General features: G+C 71.4%; 18 protein-coding genes. 6 read left to right on the top strand and 12 right to left on the bottom strand.

Annotated elements, in window-relative coordinates; translation table 11 throughout:
- Positions 1-8: 8 nt before the first annotated feature.
- Complete coding sequence (locus tag PPSIR1_RS06165) at positions 9-1,481, bottom strand: zinc metalloprotease (protein WP_006970139.1); 1,473 nt, start codon at positions 1,479-1,481, stop codon at positions 9-11.
- Positions 1,482-1,665: 184 nt separating this feature from the next.
- Positions 1,666-2,802 carry a DUF4388 domain-containing protein gene (locus PPSIR1_RS06170; protein ID WP_157595246.1) on the bottom strand — a complete coding sequence of 379 codons (1,137 nt, stop codon included), beginning with the start codon at positions 2,800-2,802 and terminating at the stop codon, positions 1,666-1,668.
- Positions 2,803-3,167: 365 nt separating this feature from the next.
- Between PPSIR1_RS06170 and PPSIR1_RS06175 the strand changes: the two genes are divergently transcribed.
- The 3 genes from PPSIR1_RS06175 to PPSIR1_RS06185 all read left to right on the top strand — a co-directional run bounded on the left by PPSIR1_RS06175 (position 3,168) and on the right by PPSIR1_RS06185 (position 7,131).
- Positions 3,168-4,301 (top strand): hypothetical protein, encoded by a 1,134-nt coding sequence (locus PPSIR1_RS06175; protein ID WP_006970141.1) that lies wholly within the window; start codon positions 3,168-3,170, stop codon positions 4,299-4,301.
- A 207-nt stretch (positions 4,302-4,508) separates the two neighbouring features.
- Complete coding sequence (locus PPSIR1_RS06180) at positions 4,509-4,757, top strand: carbon storage regulator (protein ID WP_006970142.1); 249 nt, start codon at positions 4,509-4,511, stop codon at positions 4,755-4,757.
- Positions 4,758-4,773: 16 nt separating this feature from the next.
- The gene (locus PPSIR1_RS06185; protein WP_006970143.1) at positions 4,774-7,131 is read left to right on the top strand and encodes a molybdopterin-dependent oxidoreductase; all 2,358 of its coding nucleotides are present in this window, start codon (positions 4,774-4,776) and stop codon (positions 7,129-7,131) included.
- Between the two features lie 74 nt (positions 7,132-7,205).
- Here the strand turns inward: PPSIR1_RS06185 and PPSIR1_RS06190 are convergent, their stop codons facing one another.
- From PPSIR1_RS06190 to PPSIR1_RS06225, 8 genes are all read right to left on the bottom strand, one after another.
- Entirely contained in the window at positions 7,206-8,474 is a 1,269-nt protein-coding gene (locus PPSIR1_RS06190; RefSeq protein WP_006970144.1) for a flotillin family protein, read from the bottom strand.
- The gene (locus tag PPSIR1_RS06195; RefSeq protein WP_006970145.1) at positions 8,471-9,982 is read right to left on the bottom strand and encodes a flotillin family protein; all 1,512 of its coding nucleotides are present in this window, start codon (positions 9,980-9,982) and stop codon (positions 8,471-8,473) included. The genes PPSIR1_RS06190 and PPSIR1_RS06195 overlap by 4 nt, the downstream gene beginning before the upstream one ends.
- A 138-nt stretch (positions 9,983-10,120) precedes the next feature.
- Positions 10,121-10,741 (bottom strand): hypothetical protein, encoded by a 621-nt coding sequence (locus PPSIR1_RS41950; protein ID WP_006970146.1) that lies wholly within the window; start codon positions 10,739-10,741, stop codon positions 10,121-10,123.
- Positions 10,742-10,942: 201 nt separating this feature from the next.
- Positions 10,943-12,382 carry a hypothetical protein gene (locus tag PPSIR1_RS06205; RefSeq protein WP_006970147.1) on the bottom strand — a complete coding sequence of 480 codons (1,440 nt, stop codon included), beginning with the start codon at positions 12,380-12,382 and terminating at the stop codon, positions 10,943-10,945.
- Positions 12,383-12,625: 243 nt separating this feature from the next.
- Positions 12,626-13,996, bottom strand: a complete 1,371-nt coding sequence (locus PPSIR1_RS06210; RefSeq protein ID WP_006970148.1) for an aldehyde dehydrogenase family protein — start codon at positions 13,994-13,996, stop codon at positions 12,626-12,628.
- Positions 13,997-14,028: 32 nt separating this feature from the next.
- Positions 14,029-14,505, bottom strand: a complete 477-nt coding sequence (locus PPSIR1_RS06215) for a hypothetical protein (protein WP_006970149.1) — start codon at positions 14,503-14,505, stop codon at positions 14,029-14,031.
- 4 nt (positions 14,506-14,509) lie between these two features.
- On the bottom strand, positions 14,510-16,444 hold the full coding sequence (locus tag PPSIR1_RS06220) for a cytochrome c3 family protein (RefSeq protein WP_006970150.1): 1,935 nt from the start codon (positions 16,442-16,444) through the stop codon (positions 14,510-14,512).
- A 12-nt stretch (positions 16,445-16,456) separates the two neighbouring features.
- A complete protein-coding gene (locus PPSIR1_RS06225; RefSeq protein WP_006970151.1) occupies positions 16,457-17,683 on the bottom strand; it encodes an FHA domain-containing serine/threonine-protein kinase in 1,227 nt (408 codons plus the stop codon).
- A 161-nt stretch (positions 17,684-17,844) separates the two neighbouring features.
- Here PPSIR1_RS06225 and PPSIR1_RS06230 point away from each other — a divergent pair, with 161 nt between their 5' ends.
- Positions 17,845-19,095, top strand: a complete 1,251-nt coding sequence (locus PPSIR1_RS06230) for a hypothetical protein (RefSeq protein WP_006970152.1) — start codon at positions 17,845-17,847, stop codon at positions 19,093-19,095.
- 4 nt (positions 19,096-19,099) lie between these two features.
- Here PPSIR1_RS06230 and PPSIR1_RS06235 read toward each other — a convergent pair whose 3' ends face one another.
- The gene (locus PPSIR1_RS06235; protein ID WP_006970153.1) at positions 19,100-21,073 is read right to left on the bottom strand and encodes a hypothetical protein; all 1,974 of its coding nucleotides are present in this window, start codon (positions 21,071-21,073) and stop codon (positions 19,100-19,102) included.
- Positions 21,070-21,969, bottom strand: coding sequence for a metallophosphoesterase family protein (locus PPSIR1_RS06240; protein WP_157595247.1), 900 nt, complete (start codon positions 21,967-21,969; stop codon positions 21,070-21,072). Before PPSIR1_RS06240 ends, PPSIR1_RS06235 begins: the two co-directional genes overlap by 4 nt.
- 112 nt (positions 21,970-22,081) lie before the next feature.
- Here PPSIR1_RS06240 and aspS point away from each other — a divergent pair, with 112 nt between their 5' ends.
- Positions 22,082-23,920, top strand: a complete 1,839-nt coding sequence (gene aspS / locus PPSIR1_RS06245) for an aspartate--tRNA ligase (RefSeq protein WP_006970155.1) — start codon at positions 22,082-22,084, stop codon at positions 23,918-23,920.
- 30 nt (positions 23,921-23,950) lie between these two features.
- Positions 23,951-25,930 carry an apolipoprotein N-acyltransferase gene (gene lnt / locus PPSIR1_RS06250; RefSeq protein WP_006970156.1) on the top strand — a complete coding sequence of 660 codons (1,980 nt, stop codon included), beginning with the start codon at positions 23,951-23,953 and terminating at the stop codon, positions 25,928-25,930.
- Positions 25,931-25,957 lie beyond the last annotated feature (27 nt).

Raw genomic sequence — 25,957 nt, forward strand, 5'->3', positions numbered from 1 at the left:
GTGCCTCCTCAGCGACCCAGACTGACAGGCGCGCGCAGCTCCCCGCGCACGCGCGTCCACGTCCCGCCGCGCTCGGCCAGCTCCGCCGGCACGCTCACTCGAATCCACTGACTGCGCTCGTCGCTGAGCCAGGTCCGCGTGCTCGGTAGCTCGTGGCGGACGTCGTCGACGTCGACGAGCTCGAGGCGGTCGGGGCCCGCGGCCCGGCTCGCGCTCGACGACGGCCCGGCGCTCGGCATCCACCACCACCGCTCCCGCCCCTGCGGAGTAATCAAGCCCATGAGCACGCGCTCGCCCAGCCCAGCCGAGGGCGGCGGCGACTCGGGCCAGCTCGACAGCAGCTCGATGCGCTCGGCGCAGCGCCCCCAGGTGAAGTCCGAGACCCAGCGCGGGGCGCAGTAGCTCATGTAGTCGTAGGCCCCGTCGGCGGCGAAGATGTCCGCCCGCAGCAGCCCGACCCCGCGCGCGCCGATCAGCCCGTCGGCGTGGGGGTAGCTCCCGTCCACGCCATCGGGCGCAGCGCCCGGGCACTCGACGTGCACGAGGCCCTGGGCGTGGCCCATCTCGTGGGTGAAGGTCACGGTCGACAGCCCCGGGTTCCCGGACCACAGCACCGTCGCGGCGACGCGGTCGACGTCGTCGCCCGGCTGGTCCCCGGCGATGCCGGCGATGCCCCGCAGCCCCCCGAGGGTCGGCTCGCCGACGTCGATCAGCGCGTGGTAGTAGACCTGCGGCGCTGCCCCCTCGCTCGCCCGCAGCTCGCCCAGCCAGGGCAGCAGCAGCCCGAGCTCGAACAGGTTCCCGTCGAACTCGACGGGCTCGTGCACGGTGACCTCGAGCTCGGTGATCGGGTTGCGCTCGTAGAAGCCGTCGAGGAGATCGTCGAGCACGCCGCCGTCGAGGCCCGGCTCGTTCTCGGCGTAGCGCACGGGGACCACGACCAGCTCGACGCCCATGGTCTTGGCCTCGAAGCCCGCCTGCTCGAAGCCCTCGCTGCCCGCGGCCGCGAGGGGGGTCCCGTCGGCCTCGAACAGCTCGACGGCGTAGCGCAGGCCCGGATCGGTCTGGCCCGCGGCGGCGTCGAGCACGAACCAAAAGCTGCCCTCGGGGTCGTCCTGCACGCGCACGGACGCCTCGGCGTCGGCGCTGGTGGATACGAAGCGCGTCTGGCTCAGGGTCCACGACTCGAACTCCGTGGCCAGGCTCAGCCGGGCCTCGAGGCTCCGCGGCGCCCAGTCCTCGCTGACCTCCACGTGCACGCCGAGCCAGGCGTCGCGCCCGGTGTAGAGCGCGCTCGTGCGGGCCTCGGGATCGATGGCGACGCCGTCGACCGCGACGTCGACGCGCGTCCCCTGGTTGATCTCCACGAGCCCAACCGAGACCTCGCCGACGCCGAAGTCGGAGCCTTCGTCGCCATTGCCGCTCCCGCCCTGCACCGAGGCGTCCACGCACCCCAGGACCAGCGCGGGCGTGAAGGCCACGACCCACGCTCTAGTCCACGCCTTCGCTTCGTCCGCGCCGCCCATCGACCAAGGCATCATCGCGCGTCCGCCTCGGGCACTCAATCACCCGCGCTCACCCGGCCCACGGCTCGGGTCTCGACACGCCGGAGCGCACTCGGCGTCGCCCCGGCCGTGTCGTGTCGTGTCGTCCGCTCGGCCCCGCTCAGGCGACGCGGTGGAGCGGAGCCTCACGAGGGCCCGCGTGCGTCTGTGAGCGCGCGAGGGCCCGCCGGAAGCTGCGGTCGACCTGGCGGATGAGCCGGCGCAGGCTCTTGCAGACGGGCGTCGCCTGGCGCACGACCACGCCAATCTGGAAGCCCAGGCGCGTCGGCCCCAGGCGATCGAGGACCAGGCGATGCTCGCCGATCGTCGCTTGGATCTCCGTGCCCGCGGCGTCGCCCTGCATGCGCTCCATGTCGTGATAGACGAGGGACATGCGCGAGAGCGTGCGCTGGAGGATCTCCGGGTCGAGCTCCGCCGAGCACTCCCCCATCACCACTTCGGAGTCGCGCAGCAGGTAAGCCGCGAGGATGTCCGGCGTCCCCGCGAGGCGGGAGATCTTGTTGAGCACGTCTTGGGGGGCGCCGGTCTCGAGGGTCGCGGTCGTCCGCGGCTTGACTGAAGTCCGCCCGGCCGCGGGGCTGAGGAAGCCCTGATGCTGGATCGTCCGAGCCGTCGCGCTGCGCCCCGCGATCCAGCGCAGCGCGGGCTCGGACAGGGCGAGCAGGGCCTCCACGGCCGCCGCCCCGATGAGCTCGCCGGTGTGCGCGTGGACCAGCTGACCTTCCTCGATGTGGATGGCCCCCTCGCGGCCGGCGGCCTCGACGTGCAGCACACCGCTGCGCGAGGCTGCGACGCGGGCGCCAAGTTCAGCCCGCGCGTCGCGGTTGGCGGCGGGGCCGAGGCTGCCCCCCGCCTCGGGATCGGCCTGCATGGCACGGAGCAACGCCGAGGGCTCGCAGGGACTCGGCATCATGGTCACGCCGCCAACCTTCGCGAGCACGCCCACGGCGCCACGGTCAAAACTCGGAGCGATGACGACGATGGGGAGCGCGGGGTGGCTCGCGCGAACCTGCTGCGTCAGCGATCCAAACGCCGCCTCGCCCTCTCCGTGGACCTCGACGACCATCGCCATGTGCAGAGTAGGCCCCGGCTCCCCGGCCTCCTTGCTCTCGGTGTCCGGGAAGTTGGCGATGCTCAGGCCGGGCCGAGTGGCACAGAGGATGTCCGACAGCGCTGCTCGCTGGCCTGCACTGTGGGCCGCGATCAGCACGGTGAGGGTGCTCGATGAAGGGTTCATGGCGTTCCTTTCCTGCGTGCCCGCGGCACGCTGAGGACACCACAAAGCAGATTGCGTGCCAGCCTCCTCGCGCTTTTGTACTTTGGTACAGATCACTCGAATTCACGGCGCCAGGCGCTCTCTACGGCGTTCATGCGCCATCAGCGACCTCTCCCAACTCGACCTGTCTTGGGACGCTGGGGCACTCCTCCGCAGACAATCATGATTTTGTGGCTCCAATACGCAATCCCCGCGCCTCGGATCTGCGCACTCCCCTCCAGCGGTGTGGGATCGCCTCCCTGAATCACTTCATGATAGGCTGGCACGAACGATCACACTTATTTTCCCAGGCCCCGACCCGAAAGCCTGGCGCCCCATCGACTTGCATGAACACGTCCACGCTCTGCCGCTCCCTGACTGCCATCCCGCTCTTGCTCCTGCTCCCGGCCTTCGGGTGTGGTGACGACGGCGGGAGCAACATCTACGACTCGAGCAACCAGACCGGCATGACGGTCGGGAACGAGGTCGGCGAGGACGAGGCGGACGACGGCGCGACCGAAGAGGACGACGACGACGACGACGCCGACGACGGGATGACCAAGCTCGACACCCTCGGCGAGGACGAGGGCCAGGCCTCCGCCGACGACGGCAGCCTGGGCAACGGGTGTCAGAAGGTCGACTTCCTGTTCGTGATCGACAACTCCGGGTCCATGTTCGAGGAGCAGGACAACCTCGCGGGCTCCTTCCCCTCCTTCATCAACTCGATCAGCGCGACCCTCGACGAGGCGCAGGACTACCACGTCATGGTCATCGACACCGACGCGTGGGTCCACGGCGACTGCGAGATCCTGTGCGGCTTCCCCATCCCCGTCCCCGGCCTGTGCGAAGGCTACGAGTGCGGCGTCACCCAGCCCGAGGAGTGCGAGGACGTCCTCGGTGCCGGCGTCACCCACCCCAAGGGCGCGCAGGCCAGCAACGTCGACTGCAACTTCGCCAACGGCCTGCGCTTCATGACCGACGCCGAGCCGAACCTCCCAGCGACCTTCCAGTGCGCCGCCCGAGTCGGCACCGGGTCCTCGCAGAGCCCCGAGAAGCCCATGGAGGCCATGGTCGCCGCGCTGTCCTCGAACGGCCCGGTCAACGAGTGCAACCAGGGCTTCCTGCGCGACGACGCCATCTTGGTCGTCACCTTCATCACCGACGAAGACGACGACGCCGACGACGGCTCGGCGGGCACCGTCGACGGCTGGCGCGCGGCCCTGATCGCGGCCAAGGGCGGCGACGCGAGCTCCATCGTCGTGCTCGGCCTGTTCGGCGACGGTGATCAGCCCAACCCGATCTGCGGGACCTTTGGTGACAACAGCGGGGCCGAGACCTCGCCGCGGCTGCGCCAGTTCATCGACTCCTGGGGCGACCAAGGCTTCTTCGGCTCGATCTGTGCCGACGACTACGACGAGTTCTTCCAGGACGCCGTCGACATCATCGACACGACCTGCGACGAGTTCACGCCGCCCGAGTGAGTTGCCCGAGTGAGACGATCGCCCCACACCTCGCCGGTCGATCGTCCTTTCGGACAGTAGTGGCGCGCATTTGGGCGGCAATTTTTTGCCTGAGCGACGAAAAAAGCGACTCCACGCGATTGCGTGGGACCACCAGCGTGCGATGGTGGTTGTCCCGCAGGCGGACGCGCGAAGCCTGCGACCAGCGCACACGCCAAGGAGGGCTGCATGCTGACACTGACGAGAAAGGCCGGCCAGAAGATCCGCATCGGCGAGGACATCGAGATCGTCGTCCGAGAGATTCGTGGTCGGCAGGTCCGCCTGGGCATCTCTGCCCCCGAGGGTCTGGCCGTGTACCGCGAGGAGCTCTACCAGCAGATCCTCGCCGAGGGCGGTGACCCCAGCGCCGATCCGCCGCTCAAGCACCGCGCCCGCAAGCCCGACCCCAAGGCGGGCAGCGAAGACACCGGCGAGTGACCCTATACTCGCCGCGATGAGCACGCGGCAGACTCACCTGCGCACCTGTCATCTGTGCGAGGCGATGTGCGGCCTCGCCATCGAGGTCGAGGGCTCGCGGATCGTCAACATCCGCGGCGATCGCGAAGACCCCTTCAGCCGCGGGCACCTGTGCCCCAAAGGTCCGGCCCTCGCCGCGCTGCACGACGATCCCGATCGCCTGCGCAAACCCCAGCTGCGCACCAGCGCGGGCTGGCGCGAGATCGGCTGGGACGAGGCCCTCGATCGCGCCGCCGAAGGGCTGCACCGCGTTCAACGCGAGCACGGCAAGGACGCGCTCGCGGTCTACCTGGGCAACCCCACGGTCCACAACCACGGCGCGGCGATCGTCGGCGCGCCCTTCCTGCGCGCGCTCGGGACCCGGCACCGCTACTCGGCGACCTCCATCGATCAGCTCCCGCAGATGCTGGTCTCGATGTGGATGTACGGGCACCAGCTGCTCCTGCCCATCCCCGACCTCGACCGCGCCGAGCACCTGGTCATCGTCGGCGCCAACCCGCTGGTGTCCAACGGCAGCATCATGAGCGCGCCGGACATGCGTCGACGGCTGCGCGAGCTCCAAGGCCGCGGGGGCAAGGTCGTCGTCGTCGATCCCCGACGCAGCGAGACGGCCAAGCTCGCCGACGAGCACGTGTTCATCCGCCCGGGCACCGACGCCCTGCTGCTGCTGGCCATGCTCGGCGTGATCCTCGACGAGGGCCGCGAGCGCCTCGGTCGGCTGGCGGACCTCGTCGAGGGCGTGCAGCGGGTCCGCGCCGCCGTCGAGGCCTTCACCCCCGAGCGCGCGGCCGAGGCCACCGGGGTCGAGGCCGAGACCATCCGCGCCCTCGCCCGCGAGCTCGCCGATCGCCGCGGGGTCGTCTACGGCCGGGTGGGCGCCGCGACCCAGGAGTTCGGCGCCCTGACCCACTGGGCCATCCAGCTGCTCAACGTGTTCACCGGCGCCCTCGACCGCCCCGGGGGCGCCATGCTGCCCCGCCCTGCCCTCGACCCGCTCAGCCTGCCCAAGGGCGTGGGCCTGGGCCCGGGGAGCTTCGGGCGCTGGCGCAGCCGGGTCCGCGGGCTGCCCGAGTTTGGCGGCGAGCTGCCCATCTCGACCCTCGCCGAGGACGTGTTCGCTGGTCATGCGGCGGCCGAGGACGCGGCCGAGGACGCCGACGAGGGCAGGCCCGCGCTCGCCCCGATCCGCGGGCTGATCACCCTCGCGGGCAACCCCGTGCTGTCCAGCCCCCGGGGCAGCGACGTCGGCCGGGCCATCGACGCCCTCGACTTCGTGGTCTCCATCGACATCTACCGCAACGAGACCACCTCGCGGGCCGACCTCATCCTGCCCCCGACCTCGCCCCTCGAGCGCAGCCACTTCGATCTGGTCTTCCACCTGTTCGCCGTGCGCAACACGGTCAAGTGGTCCGCCCCGGTGTTCGAGCCCGACGCGGACGCGCGCCACGACTGGGAGATCCTGCTCGGGCTGTGGACGCGGCTGGCGAACCTGCGCGGCCGCGACCGGAAGACGTCGGGTCTGGGCGTGGACAAAAAGCGCGCCCTCGAGCGCGGCGTGCTCGAGCTGCTGACTCGGCTCGGGCCCGACGGCGTCGTCGACCTGGGTCTGCGCGCGGGGCCCCACGGCCGCGTCCTGCCCCGCCCCCTCGAGGGCCTGGGCCGCGCCGCCGCGCAGCTCGGACGCCTCGAGCTGCCAGGCCTCGACCGCCTCGGCCAACTCGGCAAGGGGCCCCTCGACCTCGAAGAGCTGCGCCGCAACCCCCACGGCATCGACCTGGGCCCCCTCGAGCCGGCGCTCCCCGAGCGCCTCCGGGTCGGGCGGCGGCGAACCATCGAGCTCGCCCCCGAGGCCCTGCTCGGCGATCTGGGCCGCCTGCTGCGGACCTACCCCGAGGGCGGACCGAGCTCCCGGGCGCCGACCCCCGAGCGCCCGCGCTTCGCCCTCATCGGCCGTCGGCTGCTGCGCAGCAACAACTCGTGGATGCACAACTTGCCCAAGCTCGTCGCGGGCAAGCCGGCCTGCACCCTGCAGATGCACCCCGACGACGCCCTGGCCCTGGCCCTGCGCCCCGGCGACCCCGTGCGCGTGGACTCGCGGGTCGGCAGCCTGACGGCCCCCCTCGAGCTCAGCGACGCGATCATGCCCGGCGTCGTCAGCCTGCCCCACGGCTTCGGCCACGACCACGCCGACTCGACCCTCGAGGTCGCGGCCGCCCACGCCGGCGTCAGCATCAACGAGCTCACCGACCCCGAGGCCATCGACGTCCTCAGCGGCGTCGCGGCCTTCTCGGGCGTGCCCGTCGAGGTCCGCCTGGCCGAGGGCGCCTCGAGCTGATGCTCTGAAGCTCACCCCAACGAAGAGAGCGCCCCACCGGGGGGCGCTCTCTTCGTTGGCTCTCGAGCCCGAGCTCAGAGCTTCGACTTGAGCATCGCCGGGACGTCGATGCCCGTCGCGGCCTTGATCTGCTCGCCGTAGTTGACCAGCGTCGCCGCTAGGTCGCCCCCGCCCGCGCTGCCGCCCTCGGTCTTGCCGAGCACGGTGAGCCGGTCGACCTTGAGCTCGCCCATGCTGCCCGACATCTTGGCCATGAGCGGGACGAGCTTCTGCATCAGCAGGATGTCGCGGCCCGCGGTCCCCGAGGTGTTGTAGCGCTCGGCGATGTCGGTGAGCACCTTGGCCGTGGCCCGGCCCTGCTCGACGATCGAGGCGGCTTCGCCCTTGGCGTCCTGGAGCGCCTCGGCCATGGCGGCCTCGGCGGGCTGGATGATGTCGGCCTGGAGCTGCAGGCGGACCTGCTCGATGCGCGCCTCCTGGGTGTCGACCTCGGCCTTGGCCTGGCGACGCTGGCCTGCACCGACGCGAGCTGCTCGGCGATCATCGCGTCCCGGCGGGTCCGCGCGTCGGCGACCCGGGCGATCGTTCTCTTTGCGAGCAATCTCGATCTCCGCGTCGATCTGGGCGAGCTCACCGGCCATGGTGTTGCGCCACTTTTGCTCGGCGGCCTCGGCCCGCGCCTCGGCCTCGGCGATCTGGGCGTTGCGGCGGATCTGCGCGCTGATCTGGCGGCCGATGGCGTCGAGGTAGCCGACGTCGTCGGACACGTTTTGGATCTTCAGGGTGTCCATGACCAGCCCGAGCTTGCTCAGGTCCTGCTCGGCCTCCTCGGCGAGCTTGGCCGCGAACTCCTCCTTGTCCTTGTTGACCTGCTCGGGGGTCAGGCCCGCGAGCACGCCGCGGAGGTTGCCCTCGAGGGTCTCGCGGGCGATCTTCATGATCTCCTCGCGGGACTTGCCCAGGAAGCGCTCGAGGCAGTTGTTGAGCAGGGGCTCGGAGCCCGGGACCTTGATGTTGGCGACGCCCTGGACCGAGAGCGGGATGCCGCCCTTGGAGTAGGCGTTTTGGACCCGGACCTCGATGATCATGTTGGTCAGGTCCATGCGGTCGACGGTCTCGAACAGCGGGATGCGGATGGCCCGGCCGCCGCGGATGATGCGGTAGCCGATCTTGCCCTTGTCCGTCCCGCGCGGGCGGCCGGAGAAGACCAACACCTCGCTCGGCTGGCACACGTAGAGCACCCGCTTGACGACGGCGGCGATGCTGAAGAAGGCGAGGATGAGGATGAAGCCGATGGCACCGATGGCGCCGGGCTCGATGAAGGCGGCGAGCAGCGCGTTCACAGCGACACCTCCTTTCCGCTCAGGCTGGGGGGTTTGACGCCACCACCGACGGGCTTGGTGACCCGGGGCGCGCCCGAGCCGAGGGCCGGACGACGACTTCCGCCGCCTCCGCCACCACCACCGCCGCCGCCGCCGAGGATGCTCGCGCCGGGTACGTCGCTCTCGGCGAGCACCGCCGGGATGTCGACGCCCACGGTGTCCTTGAGGGCGCTGAGCACCGCCGCGACGGTCTGCGGGTAGGCGGCCGCGTAGGCGGCCAGGGCCGAGCCGTCACCGCGGTCGAGGACGTTGACCTCGGCGATGTCGATGTTGTCCATGTTGTCGAGCACCGTCGAGATGATCTCGTCGAGGTGCTGGATGACGTAGATTTCCCGGGCCTTGTCGCCCATGGCGTTCCAGGCCGCTGTGGTCGCCTCGAGCACCTCGACGAGGGCCCGGCCGTTCTCGGCCGTCGGCGCCGCGGCGCCCTTGGCCCGGATGGCCTCGGCAGCGCGACGGGCCTCCGAAGGAATGATCACGTCAGCTTGCAGGCGCTTGTTCTCGAGCACCGAGCGGATCTTCTGCAGCTCCTGCTCGGCCTGGGCGCGGGCGGTGTTCGCCGCCGCGACGGCCTCGCGCTCGACGGACTCCGCCTCACCGGACAGCTCGGCGCGGACCTTGGCCAGCTCGTTGCGCTTTTGCAGGATGGCCGTCTCGGCCTGGGCCTTGGCGACCTCCGAGCGACGCTTGGCGCCGGCCTGGGCCTGGGTGATCTCCTGCATGGCCTGGTTCTCGGCGTTCTCGGCGTCACGCAGGACGCGGGCGATCTGCGGGCGGCCGAGGGAGTCGAGGTAGTTGGTCGAGTCGGCGACGTTTTGGATCTTGAGGGTGTCCAGCTCGAGGCCGAGCTTGTTGAAGTCCTTGACCGCGCTCTCGATCAACTTCTCGGCGAAGGTCAGCCGGTCCTCGTTGACCTGCTCGGGCGTCATGTCGGCGACGACCTCACGCACCGCGCCCTCGAGGGTCTGCTGGGCGACGACGTAAATCTCGCGCCGCTCTCGACCGAGGAAGCGCTCGATGGCGTTGCGGATCAACGTGGGGTCCGAGTGGATCTTGACGTTGGCGATGGCGTGGATGCGCAACGGGATGTTGCCCGCCGAGTAGGCGTTCTCGACCACGATGTCGATGGACAGGTTGCGCATGTCCATCGAGTCGACGCGCTCGATGATCGGGATCCGCCACTTGCGACCGCGGCCGCCCCCCTCGTCACCTCCACGGGTTCCGTGGGGCGTGATGATCATCGGCCCCAGGTCCGAGCCGTCGGCCCCGACCCGCTTGCCACCCGTGAAGATCAGGACCTCGTTGGGCTGGCAGATGTGCAAGAAGTTGCGGATCAGCATCAAGGCAGCGAGCAGCGAGAGGGCCAAGCCCGCGGCGACGCCGACGACCGCGGTGACGGTGATCTCCGCGAGCAAGGGCGGTACGAGGGGTGGGGCGCCCGCCCCGAGGATGAGGGCTGTGTGGTCCATGTTGGTCTCCGTTCGAGAGTCGGTGGTGAGGGATGAGTCCGAGGGCGTGAGCGTCGAGGGAAGCGAGCCCCCGGACCTAAAGCGAACACTGGAAAAGCAAACAGAGGCTGTGGAGTCACAGCCTCTGGGGAGGTTGGGTCAGGCGCTGGCGTGCACCTGCACGCCGGCCTCGTACTTGACGACGACGGCCTGGTGGTCGCGCATCTCGACGATCATGCCGACCGCGCCGCGGGCCACCTCGCCGTCTTCGCAGACCGCGAGCACGTCGACGGTCGTGCCCTTGAGCTCGATGCGGATCTTGCCCAGGCGCCCAGGCTTGGCGCCCAGCAGCATCTCGCCGGTCTTGCCGACGTAGTCCGAGGACGAGGCCGCGACGCCGGTGTCGTTGGCCGAGAGCCGGCGGATGAGGGTGACGGCGGTCCAGCCACACAGCGTGCCGACGGCGATGGCGAGGACCAGGGCGACGGTCGTCGCCGCGAGGTCGAAGCCGTCGAGGACCAGACCGGTCAGGCCAAAGAAGGTGGCGAAGAAGGTCCAAAAGCGGGTGCTGCCGAGGACACCGAACAGGCCGCCGATGTCTCCGTGGCCACCGTCGCCTCCGTCGACATCTCCGTCGCCATCGAGGTCGAGGTCCGCGTCGGCGTCCGCGTCGAGATCCGCGTCGCCATCGGCGTCGGCGTCATCGCCCCCAAGCAGGAAGGAGACGCCGAGCAAAACGGCGCCAAGGACCATGGCGAACAAGTAGACCTTGATGAGCATCGTGACCTCCGTGACGCGACGTACACAGACGACGCGCGCGCTATTTCATACCAGTTGTACGGGACTCGCGCGCCGCCGAATTGCCGGGCAGACCCGCGCGACTCGGAGCCCTGGACCCTTCGCCAGGCCTCGGCTTTAGCCGTCTGCCCCACGTCCACGACTCAGCCCTCAGCGAGCGGGGCGCTTCGCCCCACTCGATGCTCACGCCCGGCGCAGCTTGGGTCCGCTTTGGCTCGGCTCGATGACCAGCTCGTTTTGCGACTCGAGCCAGCGCTCGGCGCGATCGGTCGCGCCCACGCCCAGGAGGATCCGCCGGGCCCCGTCTGGAGTTCGGGCGCGGGTCTCGAGGAACACTCGATAGCCCTCCTCGAGGCGGCGCAGCAGCCAGTCCAGGGTCTCGCTCGGGTCTTCTTGGGTCAGCACCACGATGCTGCCCACGGGCATGGTCCGCAGCCGGGCCCAGGCGTCGCGCAGGCTGACGCGGTCGTCGACGACGAGGTTGGGGACGTGAAAGGCCTCGGCGAGAAGCTCGCCGAAGCCCGACTCGGAGATGTAGACGAGGGCGCCCTCGGTGATGTTGGCCGCGAGCCCCGTCAAGCCCTCGGCCGCGCTGGTGTCACGGACCGGGAGCTCGCGCCGCGTCTCCGTGTCCCGGCTCATCGCCGGCAGCTCGCGGTGGGTCACCGCCGTCGGACCCGCGCTCCCGCGCGAGCCCGCCACGGGCGTGTCCCGACGGGTGACCCGGTCAGGGATGGCCTGGGTATCCATGGCCCGCTGCGTCGGCGCGGTGGCCTTGACCGGCGGCGTGGTGCCGCCCTTGCGAGGAGGCGCCGAGAACACCGGCGCCGATGATGCAGAGCCCGCCGAGCCGTCCGTGCCGCCCTGCCCCCCCACGGTCGGCACCGGCGGAGCCTGGGGAGGAGGCGGCATGAAGGGGTCCGCTGCGCCCAGGCCAAAGTCACCGTCGGTAGCGTTGGACAGGCCCAGGTCGAGGTCCTCACCCACGCTCGGGACGTTGTTGTCGAGGGGGGCGAAGGGGGCGTCGTCGTCGTCGTCGGGCACGCCCAGGTCGCTCTCGGAGGCCATGCCGAGGCCGAGACCGCCCGAGACCGACGCCGACACGGCCTGGTGCTCACCGGTGTGCCCGACCTCGAAGTCGTCGTCGTCCTCGAGGGCCCAGGTCCCGCTCTCGAAGGGCGCCGCCGCTTCGGGCGGGCGATCGGCGAGGCTGGCGTCGAAGGGCTGGAAGTCGATGCCTGGGGCCGCCGCCGAGCCGCCTCGCTTTGGGGGGCTCTCGCCGTCGTCGAAGCCCGGCACGTCGAGGGAGAAGGCCGCGCCGCCCTCCGGGGCCTCGCGCTCGGCCCGAACCCGAATGCCCTCCATGCCCGGCTCGGCGAGCACCGACCACTTGGCGCCCGCGTCGATCTCGAACTCCACGGGGTTGCCGACCGCCAGCTCGATCTGCTGACCGTCGTCGACCGCCGCCGCGATCATGTCGAAGAGGTCGGAGCCCGGCAGCACCGTGCTCTCCGCCTCACTCCCCCGCGAGGTCGTGTAGACCACGGGCTGTCCCGACTCGAGCAGGACCTCGCTCGCCGCCCGAGAGACAGCACCTTCGAGGACGTTTGCGAGGGTTCGCATCCCGGCAACGATACCTCATGTCCCGCCCTACACCCGCGCCCCGGGGGCCTCGGTGACAGCGTGAGTTCGGGCGCTCGCCGTGTGCGATCACCATCGGAGCGAGTCCGCCCCACCGTGCCCCGGGGGAAGGTGCTGACTCGCACCTCGGCGCCAGACCACTCAGGGACTGTGAAGTTTTCACAGTCCCTGTCTATTTTAGCCGTCGTGGACGACGCCACGCCCTCCCTGCCCCACGTCCACGACTCAGCCGACGGTGCGGGCGTGTGTCCGGGGCTGCATGAAGTTGCGCATCCCCGCGGCGCTGCGGCTGTAGCCGAAGCCCGACAGCTTCCAGCCGACCCAGGGCGCGCCCGCGGCCGCGCTCAGGCCCCGGTTGATGCCGATCATGCCGGCCTCGAGACGGTCGGCGACGGCCTTGCTGTCGACTTCGGGGCCCCACACCGAGGCGCCCAAGCCGTAGTCCGTAGCGTTCGCTCGGCGCACGACCTCGTCGGCGTCGGCGAAGCGCGAGAGCGAGACGACCGGGCCGAAGGTCTCCTCGGTGGCGATGCGCATGTCGTCGGCGACCCCGCGGACCACCGAGGGGGCCAGCCAGTAGCCCGGGCCGTGGCTCTCGCCCGCGACCAGCACCTCGGCCCCGCGGGCGCGCGCGTCCTCGAGCTGATCGAGCACGAGCTGACGCTGGGCCGCGTTGGCCATCGGACCCAAGTCGGTGTCCTCGGCCCTCGGATCACCGACGCGCAACTTCGCCACCTCAGCCTGGACCCGAGCGACGAACTCGGCCTCGAGGTCGACGTGGACGAACACGCGCTCCGTCGACACGCACACCTGCCCGCTGTTGATCAACGAGTTGCGCACGGCGAAGGCCGCCGCCGCCTCGACGTCGGCCCCGGGCAACACGATCATCGGGTCCTTGCCGCCGAGCTCGAGGACGAGGCGCTTCATGCCCCCCGCGGCGCTGCGCATGATCGCCTGGCCGGTGGCGATGGAGCCCGTGAACGCGACCATGTCGAGGTCGGCCTCGACCAGGCCGCGGCCGACCTCGCCGCCCCCCTGGACCAGGCCGAACAGGCCCTCGGGGACGAGCCCGGCCAGCGCCTCGTGGTACAGGGCGCCGCAGCGCGGGGTGTACTCCGAGGGCTTGAGGACCGCGGCGTTGCCCGTGAGCAAGGCCGACATGACCAGGTTGTTGGGGGTGCTGACCGGGAAATTCCACGGCGCGATCACGGCCACGATGCCGAGCGGGCGCCACTGCGTGGTCACCTCGATCCCGCCCTCGGTCCCGACCTCGTCGGCGCAGGCCGTCCGCGCGCGATCGATGAAGGCCAGGGTCCGGCTCTGGATGTTGGCGACCTCGGACCGGGCGTAGCGCAGGGGCTTGCCCATCTCCGTGGTGATGGCGCTGGCCAGGGCCTCGGCGATGGCGGGCTCGCGGACCTTGGCGACGAAGCGCTCGGCGACCTCGGCCCGCGCCTCGAAGGGGCGCTCGGCCCACTCGCGCTGGGCCTTCGCGGCGGCCGCGACGACGCCGGCGATGGCGTCCACGGGGGTCGCGTCCACGGGGGGGAGGGCCTCGCCAGTGGCGGGGTTTCGCGTCTCGATCACGGACGACATGGGGCGCAGTGTAGTCCCCTGCCCCGCGATGACTAGGTCTCCGATTGCGCCGAGGAGGCCGGGTCCGGCGGGTCCCCTGACTCGGACTCCCCCGCCGAGAGCGCGACGTCATCGGGACGCACGAGCGCCGTCGCGGCCAGGGCCGCGAGCAGAGCCATCGCCCCCGCAGGTACGATCAGCACCGGCCACCCCGGATCGGTCGGGCCGTGGACGAGCCCGCCGAGCATGAAGCCCAGGCCGACCGCGAGCGCGCCCCCCCAAGCCGCCACGCGGATCTTGCCCGCCCACTCGGGCGGTGTGCGCAGACGCCCCAGTGCCCACGCGAGGGCGAGGTTGACGAGGCCGAGGAGGCCGCCGTGCGCGTGGCCGAGGCGCAAAAATTCCCGCCGCAATGGATCGTCGATCCAGCCCTCGGCGCGCAGACCGAACATCGCCTCGAGCCACAGCCCGGTCGCCAAGAACAGCGCGACCAGGCCCAGGGAGAGTCGAAGGTGCCGCTCCTCGCTCATGCCTTCACTCGCCAATCCACAGTTCCAGGCCCACGCGGGCGTCGAGCAGCGCCTCGCGGCGCTCGGGCTGGTCGGCCAGGGGCGGCGGGCCGAGCCGTTCGCGGATCGAGGTGACGACGACGGCCCGGCGCTCCACGGGTCCGATGTAGTCGAACTCGCGCAGCAGCGCCAGCAGGGGCGAGCGCTCCGGGTGCTCGCTCGGCAGCGACTCCGCCAGGTCTCGGAGCCCCCGCCACGCAAACCACCGCACCGAGGGGTACTCGTCCTCGAGACCCTCGGCGATCCACGCCATGCGCTGCTCGACGCTGCCCGTGGCCCCCGGCTGGGCGAGGGCGTGGGCGGCGAGGTTGCGCTGGATGGGGTCTCCGCCGAGCAGGTCCAGGACCACCTGCGCGGGGCCGTCGGTCGCGGCGAGCTCGGCTCGGCCCGGAAAGCCCAGGCGCGTCATCGAGGCGGCCGCCCACCCTCGGCTGCGGTCGACGTGGCACAGCGTACAGGCGTCGGGCTGGTCGCCACGGCCGAGCCACGCGGCGGGATCGGGGCTGGTGATCTGGTGGCTGATCATCCCCTCGAGCAGCCCGTAGGTCGTCTGCGGCATGTGGCAATCGAGGCAGTCGACGGCGGCCGCGACCTCGCCGTGGCCCCCGTGACCGCCCAGACTCGCCGCGCCGCCCAGCGCCGCCGCGTCGTGGCAAGCGAAGCACGCCCCCTCCCCGCTCCGGTTCGGGCGCAGCTGACCGTCGGGCGCGTCGCCGTGCATGGTGTGGCAGTGGCCGCAGCCGAGCGCGCCGGGCTGCCCCTCGTCGAAGCACGGCGACTGCAGCAGCCCCTGGTACTCGTAGGCCGACAAGCGCGGGCTCCCGTCGGGCCAAAAGCGCGGACCAAAGGGCTGCTCGCCGCCCACGCTCGAGTCGGCGAAGATCGGCCGGGACACTGACGCCAGAGCGTCCCCGGGCACGAAGCCGTCGCCCTCGCGGAGCACCGCGGCGATGTCCTGGGCGATGCGCTGGCCGTGGCAGCGCCCACAGATCGCCGACTCCGCTCCGGGCTCGAGGCGCTCGGGGTGGGTGATGCTGCCGTCGCGGGTCTGTCCCGCGAGCAGCCGGCGAAAGGGGTTGCGGTGGCGCGCGACGTGGGCGGTGGCCGGCCCGTGGCAGGCCTCGCAGGCGATGCCCAGCTCGCCCGCCTCGCTGGCGAAGCCGCGCTCGGGCGCCTCGACGGCGAAGCCCGGCGCGACCTCGGTGTTGTGGCAAAAAATGCAGTTGTCGTTCCAGCGGCTGAGGTGGCGCTGGTAGCCGTCGAGGTCGCCGGCCTCGACCTCGGGCTCGACGAAGGCGGCGTTCATGTGGATCCACCGGGCCTCGGCGCGGTGCCAGGCGACCGGCAGGCGGTAGAGCGCCGTCTCGCCCTCCCCTTCCCCTTCCCCCTCGAGCTCGGCCACGTACTGCTGGTAGCGGTGGCTGCCCACGCTCATCACCACCTCCGCGCGCAGCGCGACCTCGCCGGCCTCGCCGTTCGCGTCCAGGCGCTCGACGAGCACCCGCGGGGTGCCTTCGGGGCTGCGATCCATGGTCGCGCGAAAGCCCAGGTAGTCGAGCTGTTCCCCGGCGAAGGGCGCGAGCACCCCGTCTTGGCCGGGGCGGAGCACGGCGCCCGCGCGCGCGCGGCCGGGGTGCGCGACCTCGAGGCTCGCCAGCTCGGGCGCGCCCACGGCCTGGGTCATGGTCCGGTGCCAGCTGTGCCGCCAGCTCGTCCACTCGTCGGGGTGGCAGGCCAGGCAGCTGTCCGAGCCCTCGGGCGGCGCCCCGTGGCGTTCGACGGTGGCCCAGGCGTCCTCGCTGCTCGCCGTCCAGCCCAGACCCACGCCCGCGACGACGAGCCAACACAGCGCGGGGCCAAACAAGAGCGCGGTCGCCCGGCGTGCCTCCGCGCGGCCCATGTCAGACTCGGATCAGGCGACGCAGCGAATGCGAATCTCGCGGTCGTAGAGGCGAATCGCGGCCTCGCTGCCGTCGCTGGGCAGGGGCGCGGGGACGCCGGGGGTCATGCTCCGGCCCTGGTAGACCGTGCCGTTTTGGCTGTGCAGGTCGGCGATCCACAGCTGCCCGCGGTGGCTGTAGATGCACGCGTGGAGCCGGCTGAGCCGGCGCGAGGTGACCTGAAACTGGCAGGCCTCGTGGCGCCCGAGCACGACCGGGCCCTGGCGCATGTCGAACACGCTGCACAGCTCGTCGCGGGACGAGCTGAGCTCGAGCTTGGGCAGGTCCAGGGGCGAGAACAAGGGCGCGGGCTGACGCGGCGGCACCCACATGCCGTCGGCCATCGCGGCCTGCTGGAAGGCCTGCGACTGCTCGGCGGAGCTGGTGAAGCGGGCCCCGGGGTCCTTGGCCATGGCCCGCCGCATGAAGCGATCGAGGGCCGGCGCGGCGCGGTACTCCTGCTCGCTGCCGTGCAGGGTCGAGCCGTCCTCGTGGGCATCGGTCGCCCGAGGCACGCGCAGGGGCGGCACGGGGGAGTTCATGTGCTGCTGGAGCAGGTCTGGCAGGCTGCGCCCGTCGAAGGGCGGGCGGCCGCACAGCAGCTCGTAGCAGACCACCGCGAGGGCGTAGCGATCGGTCGCGGGGCCGACGTGCTTGGTGTCGCGGAACTGCTCCGGGCTCATGTAGTGCGGCGTGCCAAACACCGAGCCCGTGGTCGTCGCGGCCTCCTCGGACAGCCACTTGGCGATGCCCAGGTCGATGATCACCGGCTCCCAGCCGTCGGGGCGGTTGCGCAGCAGCACGTTGTCGGGCTTGAGGTCGCGGTGCAGCACGCCCTCGCCGTGGAGCTCATCGAGGGTGCGCCCGACCCCATCGATGAGCCGGTGCACCGACCACCCCTCGCCCGGGCGAATCACCGCCGAGGGCACGAGCCCGTCGACGAACTCCATGGCCATCCAGGTCCGGCCGTAGTCGTCGACGTTCCAGGTCTCGACCCGGATCAGACCTTCGGCGGTCATGCCGAGCATCAGGTCGGCCTCGCGGGTGAAGCGGATCGCCGCCTCGCTGTCCTCGTGGACCTCGGCGCGGAGCCACTTCACCACCACCAAGCGCCGCTCAAAAACGTCGACGCACAGGTGCACGTCTCCGACGGCCCCCTCGCCGAGGGGCCGGATGCGCTTGTGGGGGCAATCGACCATGTCGTCGGATGCTAGCCCGTTTTGCCCCCGGCAGTCACGGCCCATGGGTGCAGGGGTCCGCGGGCTCACTCGGTGTGCGATCTGGTCCCCCGAGCTGCGTCCGCGCCGCGCCAGCGGGGCAGCCCTGGCCATGCACCCCCTGCCCGGGCGAAGCTCTGCCCGTGTCGATCCCCCCGCAGCCGCGCCGCCTCGCCATCGCGGCCGCGCTGAGCCTGCTCGCGGCGCTGACCGTGCTGCTCGTGGCTGCGCTCGTCGACTCCAACTTCGCCGTCGCAGGAGATGGGCATTACCTCTACGCGACCGCCCGAAGTCTCGCCTACGACGGTGATCTCGATCTGACCAATCAATACCGGGTGCTAGGGGACCGCTGGGGCCTGGGCCGCGATCCGGCGGCGGACGGCTGGCGACTGCCGCCCCGCGAGCTCGGCCCGGCCCTGCTCATGGTCCCCGGCCTGTGGGTCCACCACGGCCTCGGCCTCGCGCCAGCTTGGGCCCCGGCCGCGGCCGCGATCCCCGTGGCGCTGTGCCTCGGCCCGTGCTGGCTCGCGTGCGCCCGGGTCATCGACGCCGTGAGCGATGCGCCCTCCCCTCACCCGCGCTCGGCCGACGCCCTCGCGCTCGTGGCCGTGCTCGCCTTCGTCGTGCCCTTTTACGCCGTCGGCCGCTCCGCCTACGCCCACGCCGCGGACGCCCTCGCCTGCGCCTGGCTGCTCGTGGCCCTCGTCGAGGGTCGCCGGCCTACCGTGCTCGGCCTGCTGCTGGCCGCGGCCGTGCTCGTCCGCCTGCAAAATGTCCTGTGGCTTCCGTGGCTGTTGCTGGCGAGCGATCCAGGTCGCGGCGCGAGCGAGCGCGCCCGCGCAGCCGCGACCATCCTCGGCCTGGGCAGCCTCGGCCTCGCGCCCGCGCTGTTCCTCGGCCTCGCCCACCCGGGCAGCGAACGCGGCCCGATCCGCTGGGACCTGTCCTTCTTCGACCTCGACGCCTTCGGCCTCGATCTCCTGCGCGTCCTCGGGGGCGTGCACGGCCTGCTGACCTGGACCCCCGTCGCCGCCCTCGCGCTCCTCGGCCTGCTCGTCGCCGCGAGCTCGAACGCGGCAACGCCCGAGCGCCGCCGCCTCGCCCTCGGAGCCCTCGCCATGCTCGCGGCGTGGACCCTCCTGTTCGCCTGCGTGCGCGACGTCGACGGGGGCGCGGCCTTTGGCGCCCGGCGCTTCGCAGGCGCCACGGGCTTGCTCGCCCTGGGCCTCGGCCTGGGCTGGGCAAAGCTCGAGCGCTCGCCGAGCGTTGCGTGGGCCCGTCCCCTGGCCGCGCTCGTCCTCGCCGGGCTGACCCTGGCGAACCTCGCCTGGACCCAGCGCGCCCTCGTCGGCGCCCTGCCCCTCGAGCGACACCCAGATACAAACGCGCCTTAGCGGCTCACTCCGGCGGCGGCGCGACGCTCCCGGCCCACAGCGGGTGCGTCCCCCGGTACTCGCGCTCGACGGCGATCACCCGCCCGTCGGCGTCGAGCTCGTAGTCCGTGGGGTGGTGCGCGGCGCCGGGGAGCTCGTGAATGCCGAAGCCGTCCTCGTAGAGATCGGACCAGGGGTTGGCCATGCCGAGCTCGGGCGGGAGCTCGGTGCCAAAGAAGCCCCAGGGCAGGCCGACCAGGCGCCAGCGGGTCTCCTTGCCGCGCACCGTGAGGTCGTCGAAGATCGCCAGGAAGCCCCGGGCCTGGGCGTCGTCGCCGTCGGGCGAGCGCAGGTCTCCCTCGCGCATGCGCCACGCCATGTCGTCGAGCTCGGGCCACATCGCCGCGCAGTCGCTGCCCAGGAACACCACGCGCTCGGGCCGGGCGTTGGGCAGGGTCACCGTCTCGACGGGCGAGCCGGGGACGGCCTCGAGGCTGCGGGCCAAGGTCACCGGGGGCACGGCCTCGCCTGGGGCCGGCGCGCCGTGGACCTCCACGGGCCAGCCCTGCGCCGCCGGGCGCCGCAGCACCATCGAGCCGTACTCGCGAACCGGGAGGCCGCGCTCGCGAACCACGGCGATGACCAGCTCGGGGTTCGCCAGCTCGAAGCGCTCGGCCGGGAAGTAGAGCGCGGCGGTCTCGAAGGGGCCCAGCTCGGCGGTGTTCAACACCACCCCGCCGACGCCGAGCAGCTCGACCCGTTGAACCACGGCGCCCGGGTTGCGCACGCCGACCCCGATCCACGCGTCGCCCTCGGCGTGGTAGGCCGCGCGCTGAATGTCGATGCCGACGGGGTAGCCATCGAGGTCGACGCCGACGCGCTCGATGTAGTTCCAGTCGGTCATGAACAGCTCGCCCTCGAACATGCGGGCGTGGAGCAACGAGCCCTCGCGCTCGACCGAGGTCCAGCGGCCGTCGTCGAGGTAGCCAGCGACCGGCGGCTCGTCCGGCGCCCAGCCGCCGCCAGGGCGATCGGCCACCCGCTCGTGGGCGTCGGCGCGCAGGTCGTAGAGGTACGCCCCGGTCAAGGTCACGGCCGCGAGGGCGTCCCCGTCGAGATCCGCGGCGCTGACGACCCCCGGCGGATGCACCGAGGTCCCGGCGCGGAGGCTCTGGCCGTCCCACTCGACGATCTGCGCGCCCATGGAGCCCAGGGCCACCGCCGCCCGCTCGAGCCCGCCCTCGCCCGCGTGATCCTGATCGAAGCCCAGATCCATCGCCGGGCCGTCGATGGGCAGCTGCGCGAGCTCCGTGAAGGCCCCCGCGCCCGCGTGCTCGAGCATGAGCACGCCGCGGTCGGCCGTCAGCGCCCACACCCGGCCCTCGCCCGCGCTCGTCAGCCTACGGAAGTTGCCCTCGATGCCCGCCTCGACCAGCTCGCCGTCGAGCTGGCCGTCGGGGCCGATCCCCATGGACACCAGGCCCAGGTCCCACGAGCCGATCAGCAGGCGATCGCCGTGCACCTCGAGGTCTGCCGCCAGCCCGCGGAAGTCGTCGTACAAGGGCCACTGACCGTCGCGCACGGGCCTGGTCGGATCGGCCAGGGAGTAGCGGTCGAGGGCCGAGACGTCGTCGTTGCCGCAGTAGAGCGAGGCGCTCGGCTCGTGGATGGCGAGGGTCGTGCAGCGGACCTCGTCGACCCCCGGCGCGCGCTCGTCGGTCAGCACGAGGGTCCCGGCCGGGGTCACCTCGTAGGTTGCGACGGTGTCGTTGGAGTTGGCGACGTAGAGGAACACCTGCTCGCCGAAGCGGTGGAGGACCGGCTCGGCGAGGTGCGGGCCTTCGGTCGGCTGGATGGCCTGATCCATGGGCACGAGGCCGCGCGGGAGCGGATCGCGGCTGGGCCCTCCGGCGTCCGAATCCGGCGCCGAGCAGGTCACCGCGCCCAGGCCCAAGACCGCAACCCAGGCCAAGCGCAGGCGCCCTGGGGTCTGGCTCACGCGGCCGCCTCTCCAGGCTGTGGTCGAAAGTCCTCGCCATCCCACACATGGAGCTCGCGCTCGATCGACGCGGCGCTCACCTGGTAGATGGCGAAGGCCGCCCGCCGGCCCTCGTGCTGGGAGATGTTGGTCCCCGAGCTGATGCCGTGGACGGGCACGGGCCGCTCAGAGTCGGGCCCCGCGAGGGTCCCCTCGAGCAGGGTGTGCTCGTGACCGTGGAGGATCAGCTCGGCCCCGCGGCGCGCGATGACCTCCCCAAAGGCGTCGATGTCGAGGAGGTCGTGGCGCTTCTTGGACACTCCGGGCACCACCGGGTGATGAATCAGCACGATCCGCCCGAGGCCCTCGGCGCCGAGCCGCTCCAGGACCCCGTCGAGGCGCTCGAGCTGCTCGGGCCCCACGGTGCCCACAGCGTACATCGGCAAGCTCGCCTGGGCCGTGGACACGCCGACGAGCGCGACGTCCCCGTAACGCTGTACGAAGGGGTAGTCCCCGCCCTCGCTCCGCTCCCCGGCCATGAACTCGTCGAGCATCTGCTCAAAGCGACGGTTGCGGACCGAGCCGCGGGTATAGGCGTCGTGGTTGCCGGGGATCACGGTGACCGGCACCCCGATGGCCCGGAGCTTGGTCCGGATGTGCTCGAACTCCTGCTCCAGCGCGAGGTTGCTGAGATCTCCGGTAATCACCACGCGATCCACCGCCCGATCTCGGGCGTGCTCGCACATCCGGTCGAACAGGGCCTCGTCGTGGTGCTTGCCACGCTTGAGCATGAGGTTGACCCCGCCGGTGAGCCGCTTGTTGAGGAAGCGGTGAGGGCCCACCCCGCGCAGGCTCAGCAAGTGAATGTCGGAGCAGTGGAGAAAGCGCAGGCCCATGATGCCGCTGCGTTTTAGCACGTGGTGAGCGGAGTTCAGCCCCTCCCCTCCCTGCTGTGCCCAGTTTGTCCCCATTCGCGGGGCTTGGGCCGGCGCGTGCCTCGGCCGCCACTTTCCTCTACATTTCGGCGACATGTCGACTCTGCTCGAGACCGGTCGAACCCACACCTGCGGCGACTTGCGCCTGTCCGACGAAGGTCGGGAGGTCATCCTCTTTGGCTGGGTGAATTTCCGCCGGGACCACGGCGGTCGGATCTTCATCGATCTGCGCGACCGCGAGGGCCTGACCCAGGTCGTGTTCGGCCCCGACGTGGACGCGGCCGCCCACGAGGCCGGCGGCGCCCTGCGCAGCGAGGACTGCATCGGCGTGGCCGGCAAGGTCGTCAGCCGCGTGAAGAACCAGGGCCAGGCCAACCCCAACCTCGCCACCGGCGAGATCGAGGTCGAGGTCACCCGCCTCGAGGTCTTCTCCAAGGCCCAGACCCCCCCCTTCGACGTGTCGAAGGACGACCGCCTCGACACCAACGAGAACCTGCGCCTGCAGTACCGCTACCTGGACCTGCGCCGGCCCTCGCTCCAGCGAAACTTCATCCTGCGCTCCAAGGTCGGCACCCTGACGCGCACACACATGGCCGGCCAGGGCTTCCTCGAGCTCGAGACGCCCTACATGGTCAAGTACACCCCCGGCGGCGCGCGCAACTTCCTGGTCCCCAGCCGCCTCAACCCGGGCACCTTCTACGCCCTGGCCGAGAGCCCGCAGATCTTCAAGCAGCTGTTCATGGTCTCGGGCTTCGACAAGTACTTCCAGATCACCCGCTGCTTCCGCGACGAGGACCTGCGCAACGATCGCCAGCCGGAGTTCACCCAGATCGACGTCGAGTTGAGCTTCGCCACCCCCGAGCGGGTGTTCGAGCCCATCGAGGCGCTGATGCGCAAGCTGTGGGGCGAGCTGCTCGACACCCAGCTCGCCGAGAGCTTCCCGCGCATGACCTGGGCCGAGGCCATGGACCGCTACGGCTCGGACAAGCCCGACACCCGCTTCGGGCTCGAGTTCACCGACCTCACCGAGAAGACCCGGGGCTGCGGCTTCGCCGTGTTCGAGAAGGCCGAGTACGTCAAGGGCATCTGCCTGCCCGGCGAGCACGGCAAGGGCTACGGCCGCGGCAAGATCGACAAGCTCACCGCCTTCGCCAAGAAGCGCGAGAGCGGCGGGGCCAAGGGCCTGGCGTGGTCGCGGGTCGAGGCCGACGGGACCTGGAAGGGCGGCAGCGCCAAGTTCATCGCGCCCGAGCTGCAAAAGCAGATCAGCGCGGACATGGGCGCCGACGAGGGCTCGCTGCTGCTGTTCATCGCCGACGACTTCCACACCACCCACGCGGTGCTCAACTCGATCCGCCTGCACCTGCGCGACGCCCTGGGCCTGGTCGATCCCAAGGCCAAGCAGTGGAACTTCCTGTGGGTCACCGACTTCCCGCTGTTCGAGAAGAACGGCGAGGGCAACTGGACCTCCTCGCACCACCCCTTCACCTGCCCCAAGGACGAGCACGTCGAGCTCCTGCTCAGCGACCCGGGCAAGGTCCTGGCCAAGGCCTACGACCTGGTCCTCAACGGCAACGAGGTCGGCGGCGGGTCCATCCGTATCCACCGCAGCGACGTCCAGGCCAAGGTCTTCGAGGCCCTGGGCCTCGGCGAGGAGGAGCGCGAGCAAAAGTTCGGCTTCCTGCTCGACGCCTTCAAGTACGGCCCCCCGCCCCACGGCGGCATCGCCCTGGGCCTCGATCGCCTGGCCATGCTGATGTCGGGGGCCGAGAGCCTGCGCGACGTCATCGCCTTCCCCAAGACCCAAAAGGGGCAGGACCTCATGACCCACTGCCCGACCCCCGCGGACGACGCCCAGCTCGCGGAGCTGTTCATCCGCCACCGGCCTCTGCCTGGCTCTGAAGACGGCGCAGAGCCGGGCAACGAGGGCTGAGGTGGTATCGTCTCGGGCGGGAGCGCGGCCGTGAGCGACGAGACCGACAACGAGGCTGAGGACGCGGCCGAGGACGCGGGTCGCCCGCCCAACCTCGAGGTCGTCGAGGGCGGGGGCGAAGACTCCGGCCCCGCCGCCGCGGCCAGCTCGACCCTCAGCTCGAGCGTCGAGGAGGTCGTCGCCACCATGGACGACGACACCACCGAGGCCGAGCGCCTCGAGCTCCTCGAGGCCCTCGAGGCCCGGCGCAAGGCCGGCGCGGCGTCGATCAGCGGCGCCCTCGAAGCCCGCCAGGAAGACAGCGCGGCCGAGGCCGCGCGCGGCCTCGAGCGAAGCAAGCGTCGCCCCGTGACGATCAATACCAAGGTCCCCGACCCCCCGGCCTCCCCAGGCTCGATCCTCCTGCGCGTGCTCGCCTCGGCGGCCACCGGCTCCGCGATGTGGATCTCGGCCCCGGACATGGACGTGTGGTGGCTGGCCTTCATCGGCTGGGTCCCGCTGCTGTGGGCCATCCACGGCCAGACCCCCCGGCGCGCCTTCTTCTACGGCTGGATCGCGGGCTTCGTGTCCGTGTTCGTCGGCTTCTTTTGGATGAGCGAGCTGCTCACCCGCTTCGCCGGCTTCGGCCTGCCCGTGGCCTCGGTGGTCACCGCGCTGTTCGCCCTGTGGCTGGGCCTGCAGTGGGCCATCCCCTCGGCGCTGACCAACTACCTGCGCGAGCGCACCGGCTGGTCGACGCTGCTGATCTTCCCCATGGCGTGGGCGGCCATGGAGTTCCTGCTGCCCAGCATCTTCCCGGTCTACATGGCGCTGAGCTGGGCCTGGCACCCGCTGTGGATCCAGGTCGCCGAGCTCGGCGGGGCCATGGCGGTGAGCTTCGTGATGGTCGCGATCAACGCGGCGCTGTGGGAGGTGCTGTCGTCCTACATCGAGGACGGGACCCTCGCGCGCAAGCCGGCCATCGCCCTGGCCTGCTGGCTGATCGGCGTGCCGGCCTACGGCGCCCTGCGCATCCACCAGGTCCAAGAGCAGATGGACGCCGCGCCCAAGCTGAACATGGGCGTGGTCCAGGGCAACTTCGGCATCCTGACCTACTCCACGCCGACGATGAAGCCGGTGATCCTGCGCGAGATGCAGCGCGCCACCCGGGTCCTCCAGGACGAGGGCGCCGAGGTCGTGGTCTGGGGCGAGAGCTCCTACCCCTACGGCCGCTTCGCCCGCCAGGCCACCGGCGACCTGCCCATGAAGGACCGCCGGCGCATCCAGCGGGGCTTCGACGTGCCGCTCATCGTCGGCCTCGTGACCCGCGACCGCACCCGCGAGAACCCCTTCCCGTGGAACTCCGCGTGGGTCCTGGACAGCGACGGCAACTGGGGCTCGCGCTACGACAAGAACTACCCGCTGATGTTCGGCGAGGCGGCCCCGCCCGGCGTCGACCCCAAGTGGTACCTGGAGAAGATCCCCTCGGCCTCGCACATCAACTCCGGCGACGGCCCGGGCGTGCTCGAGGCCGCCGGCTACCGCTTCGGCGGGCTGATCTGCTACGAGGACATCCTCCCGCGCTTCACCCGGCAGGTCGCCAACCAGCGCGTGCACGCCCTGGTCAACCTCACCAACGACTCGTGGTTCGGCAAGACCCGCGAGCAGTCCGAGCACCTGGGCCTGGCGGTGTTCCGCGCCGTCGAGAACCGCCGCGGGCTGATCCGCTCGGTCAACGCGGGCATCTCCGCCTACGTCGACCCGACCGGCAAGGTGGTCGAGAAGACCCGGGTCACCGACTCCGACAACGACGGCTACAAGGGCGCCGAGGGCTTCGTCGTCGAGGTCCCGATGATGGACCCCGAGCGGCGCACGGTCTGGAACCTGACCGGCGACCTGTTCGCCTACCTGTGCATCGGGGGTCTGCTCGGCGCGTGGCTGTGGAGCCGACGGCGAGAGGACGAAGGGGGCGACGAGGCCCCGCGCGAGCCCGAGACCAAGGCCGCCGAGGCCGAGGCCGAGCGGGCCTGACAGCGCCGAATGCGCCAGGTGCGCCAC

It is taken from the genome of Plesiocystis pacifica SIR-1, from assembly GCF_000170895.1.
GTDB lineage: Bacteria > Myxococcota_A > Polyangia > Nannocystales > Nannocystaceae > Plesiocystis > Plesiocystis pacifica.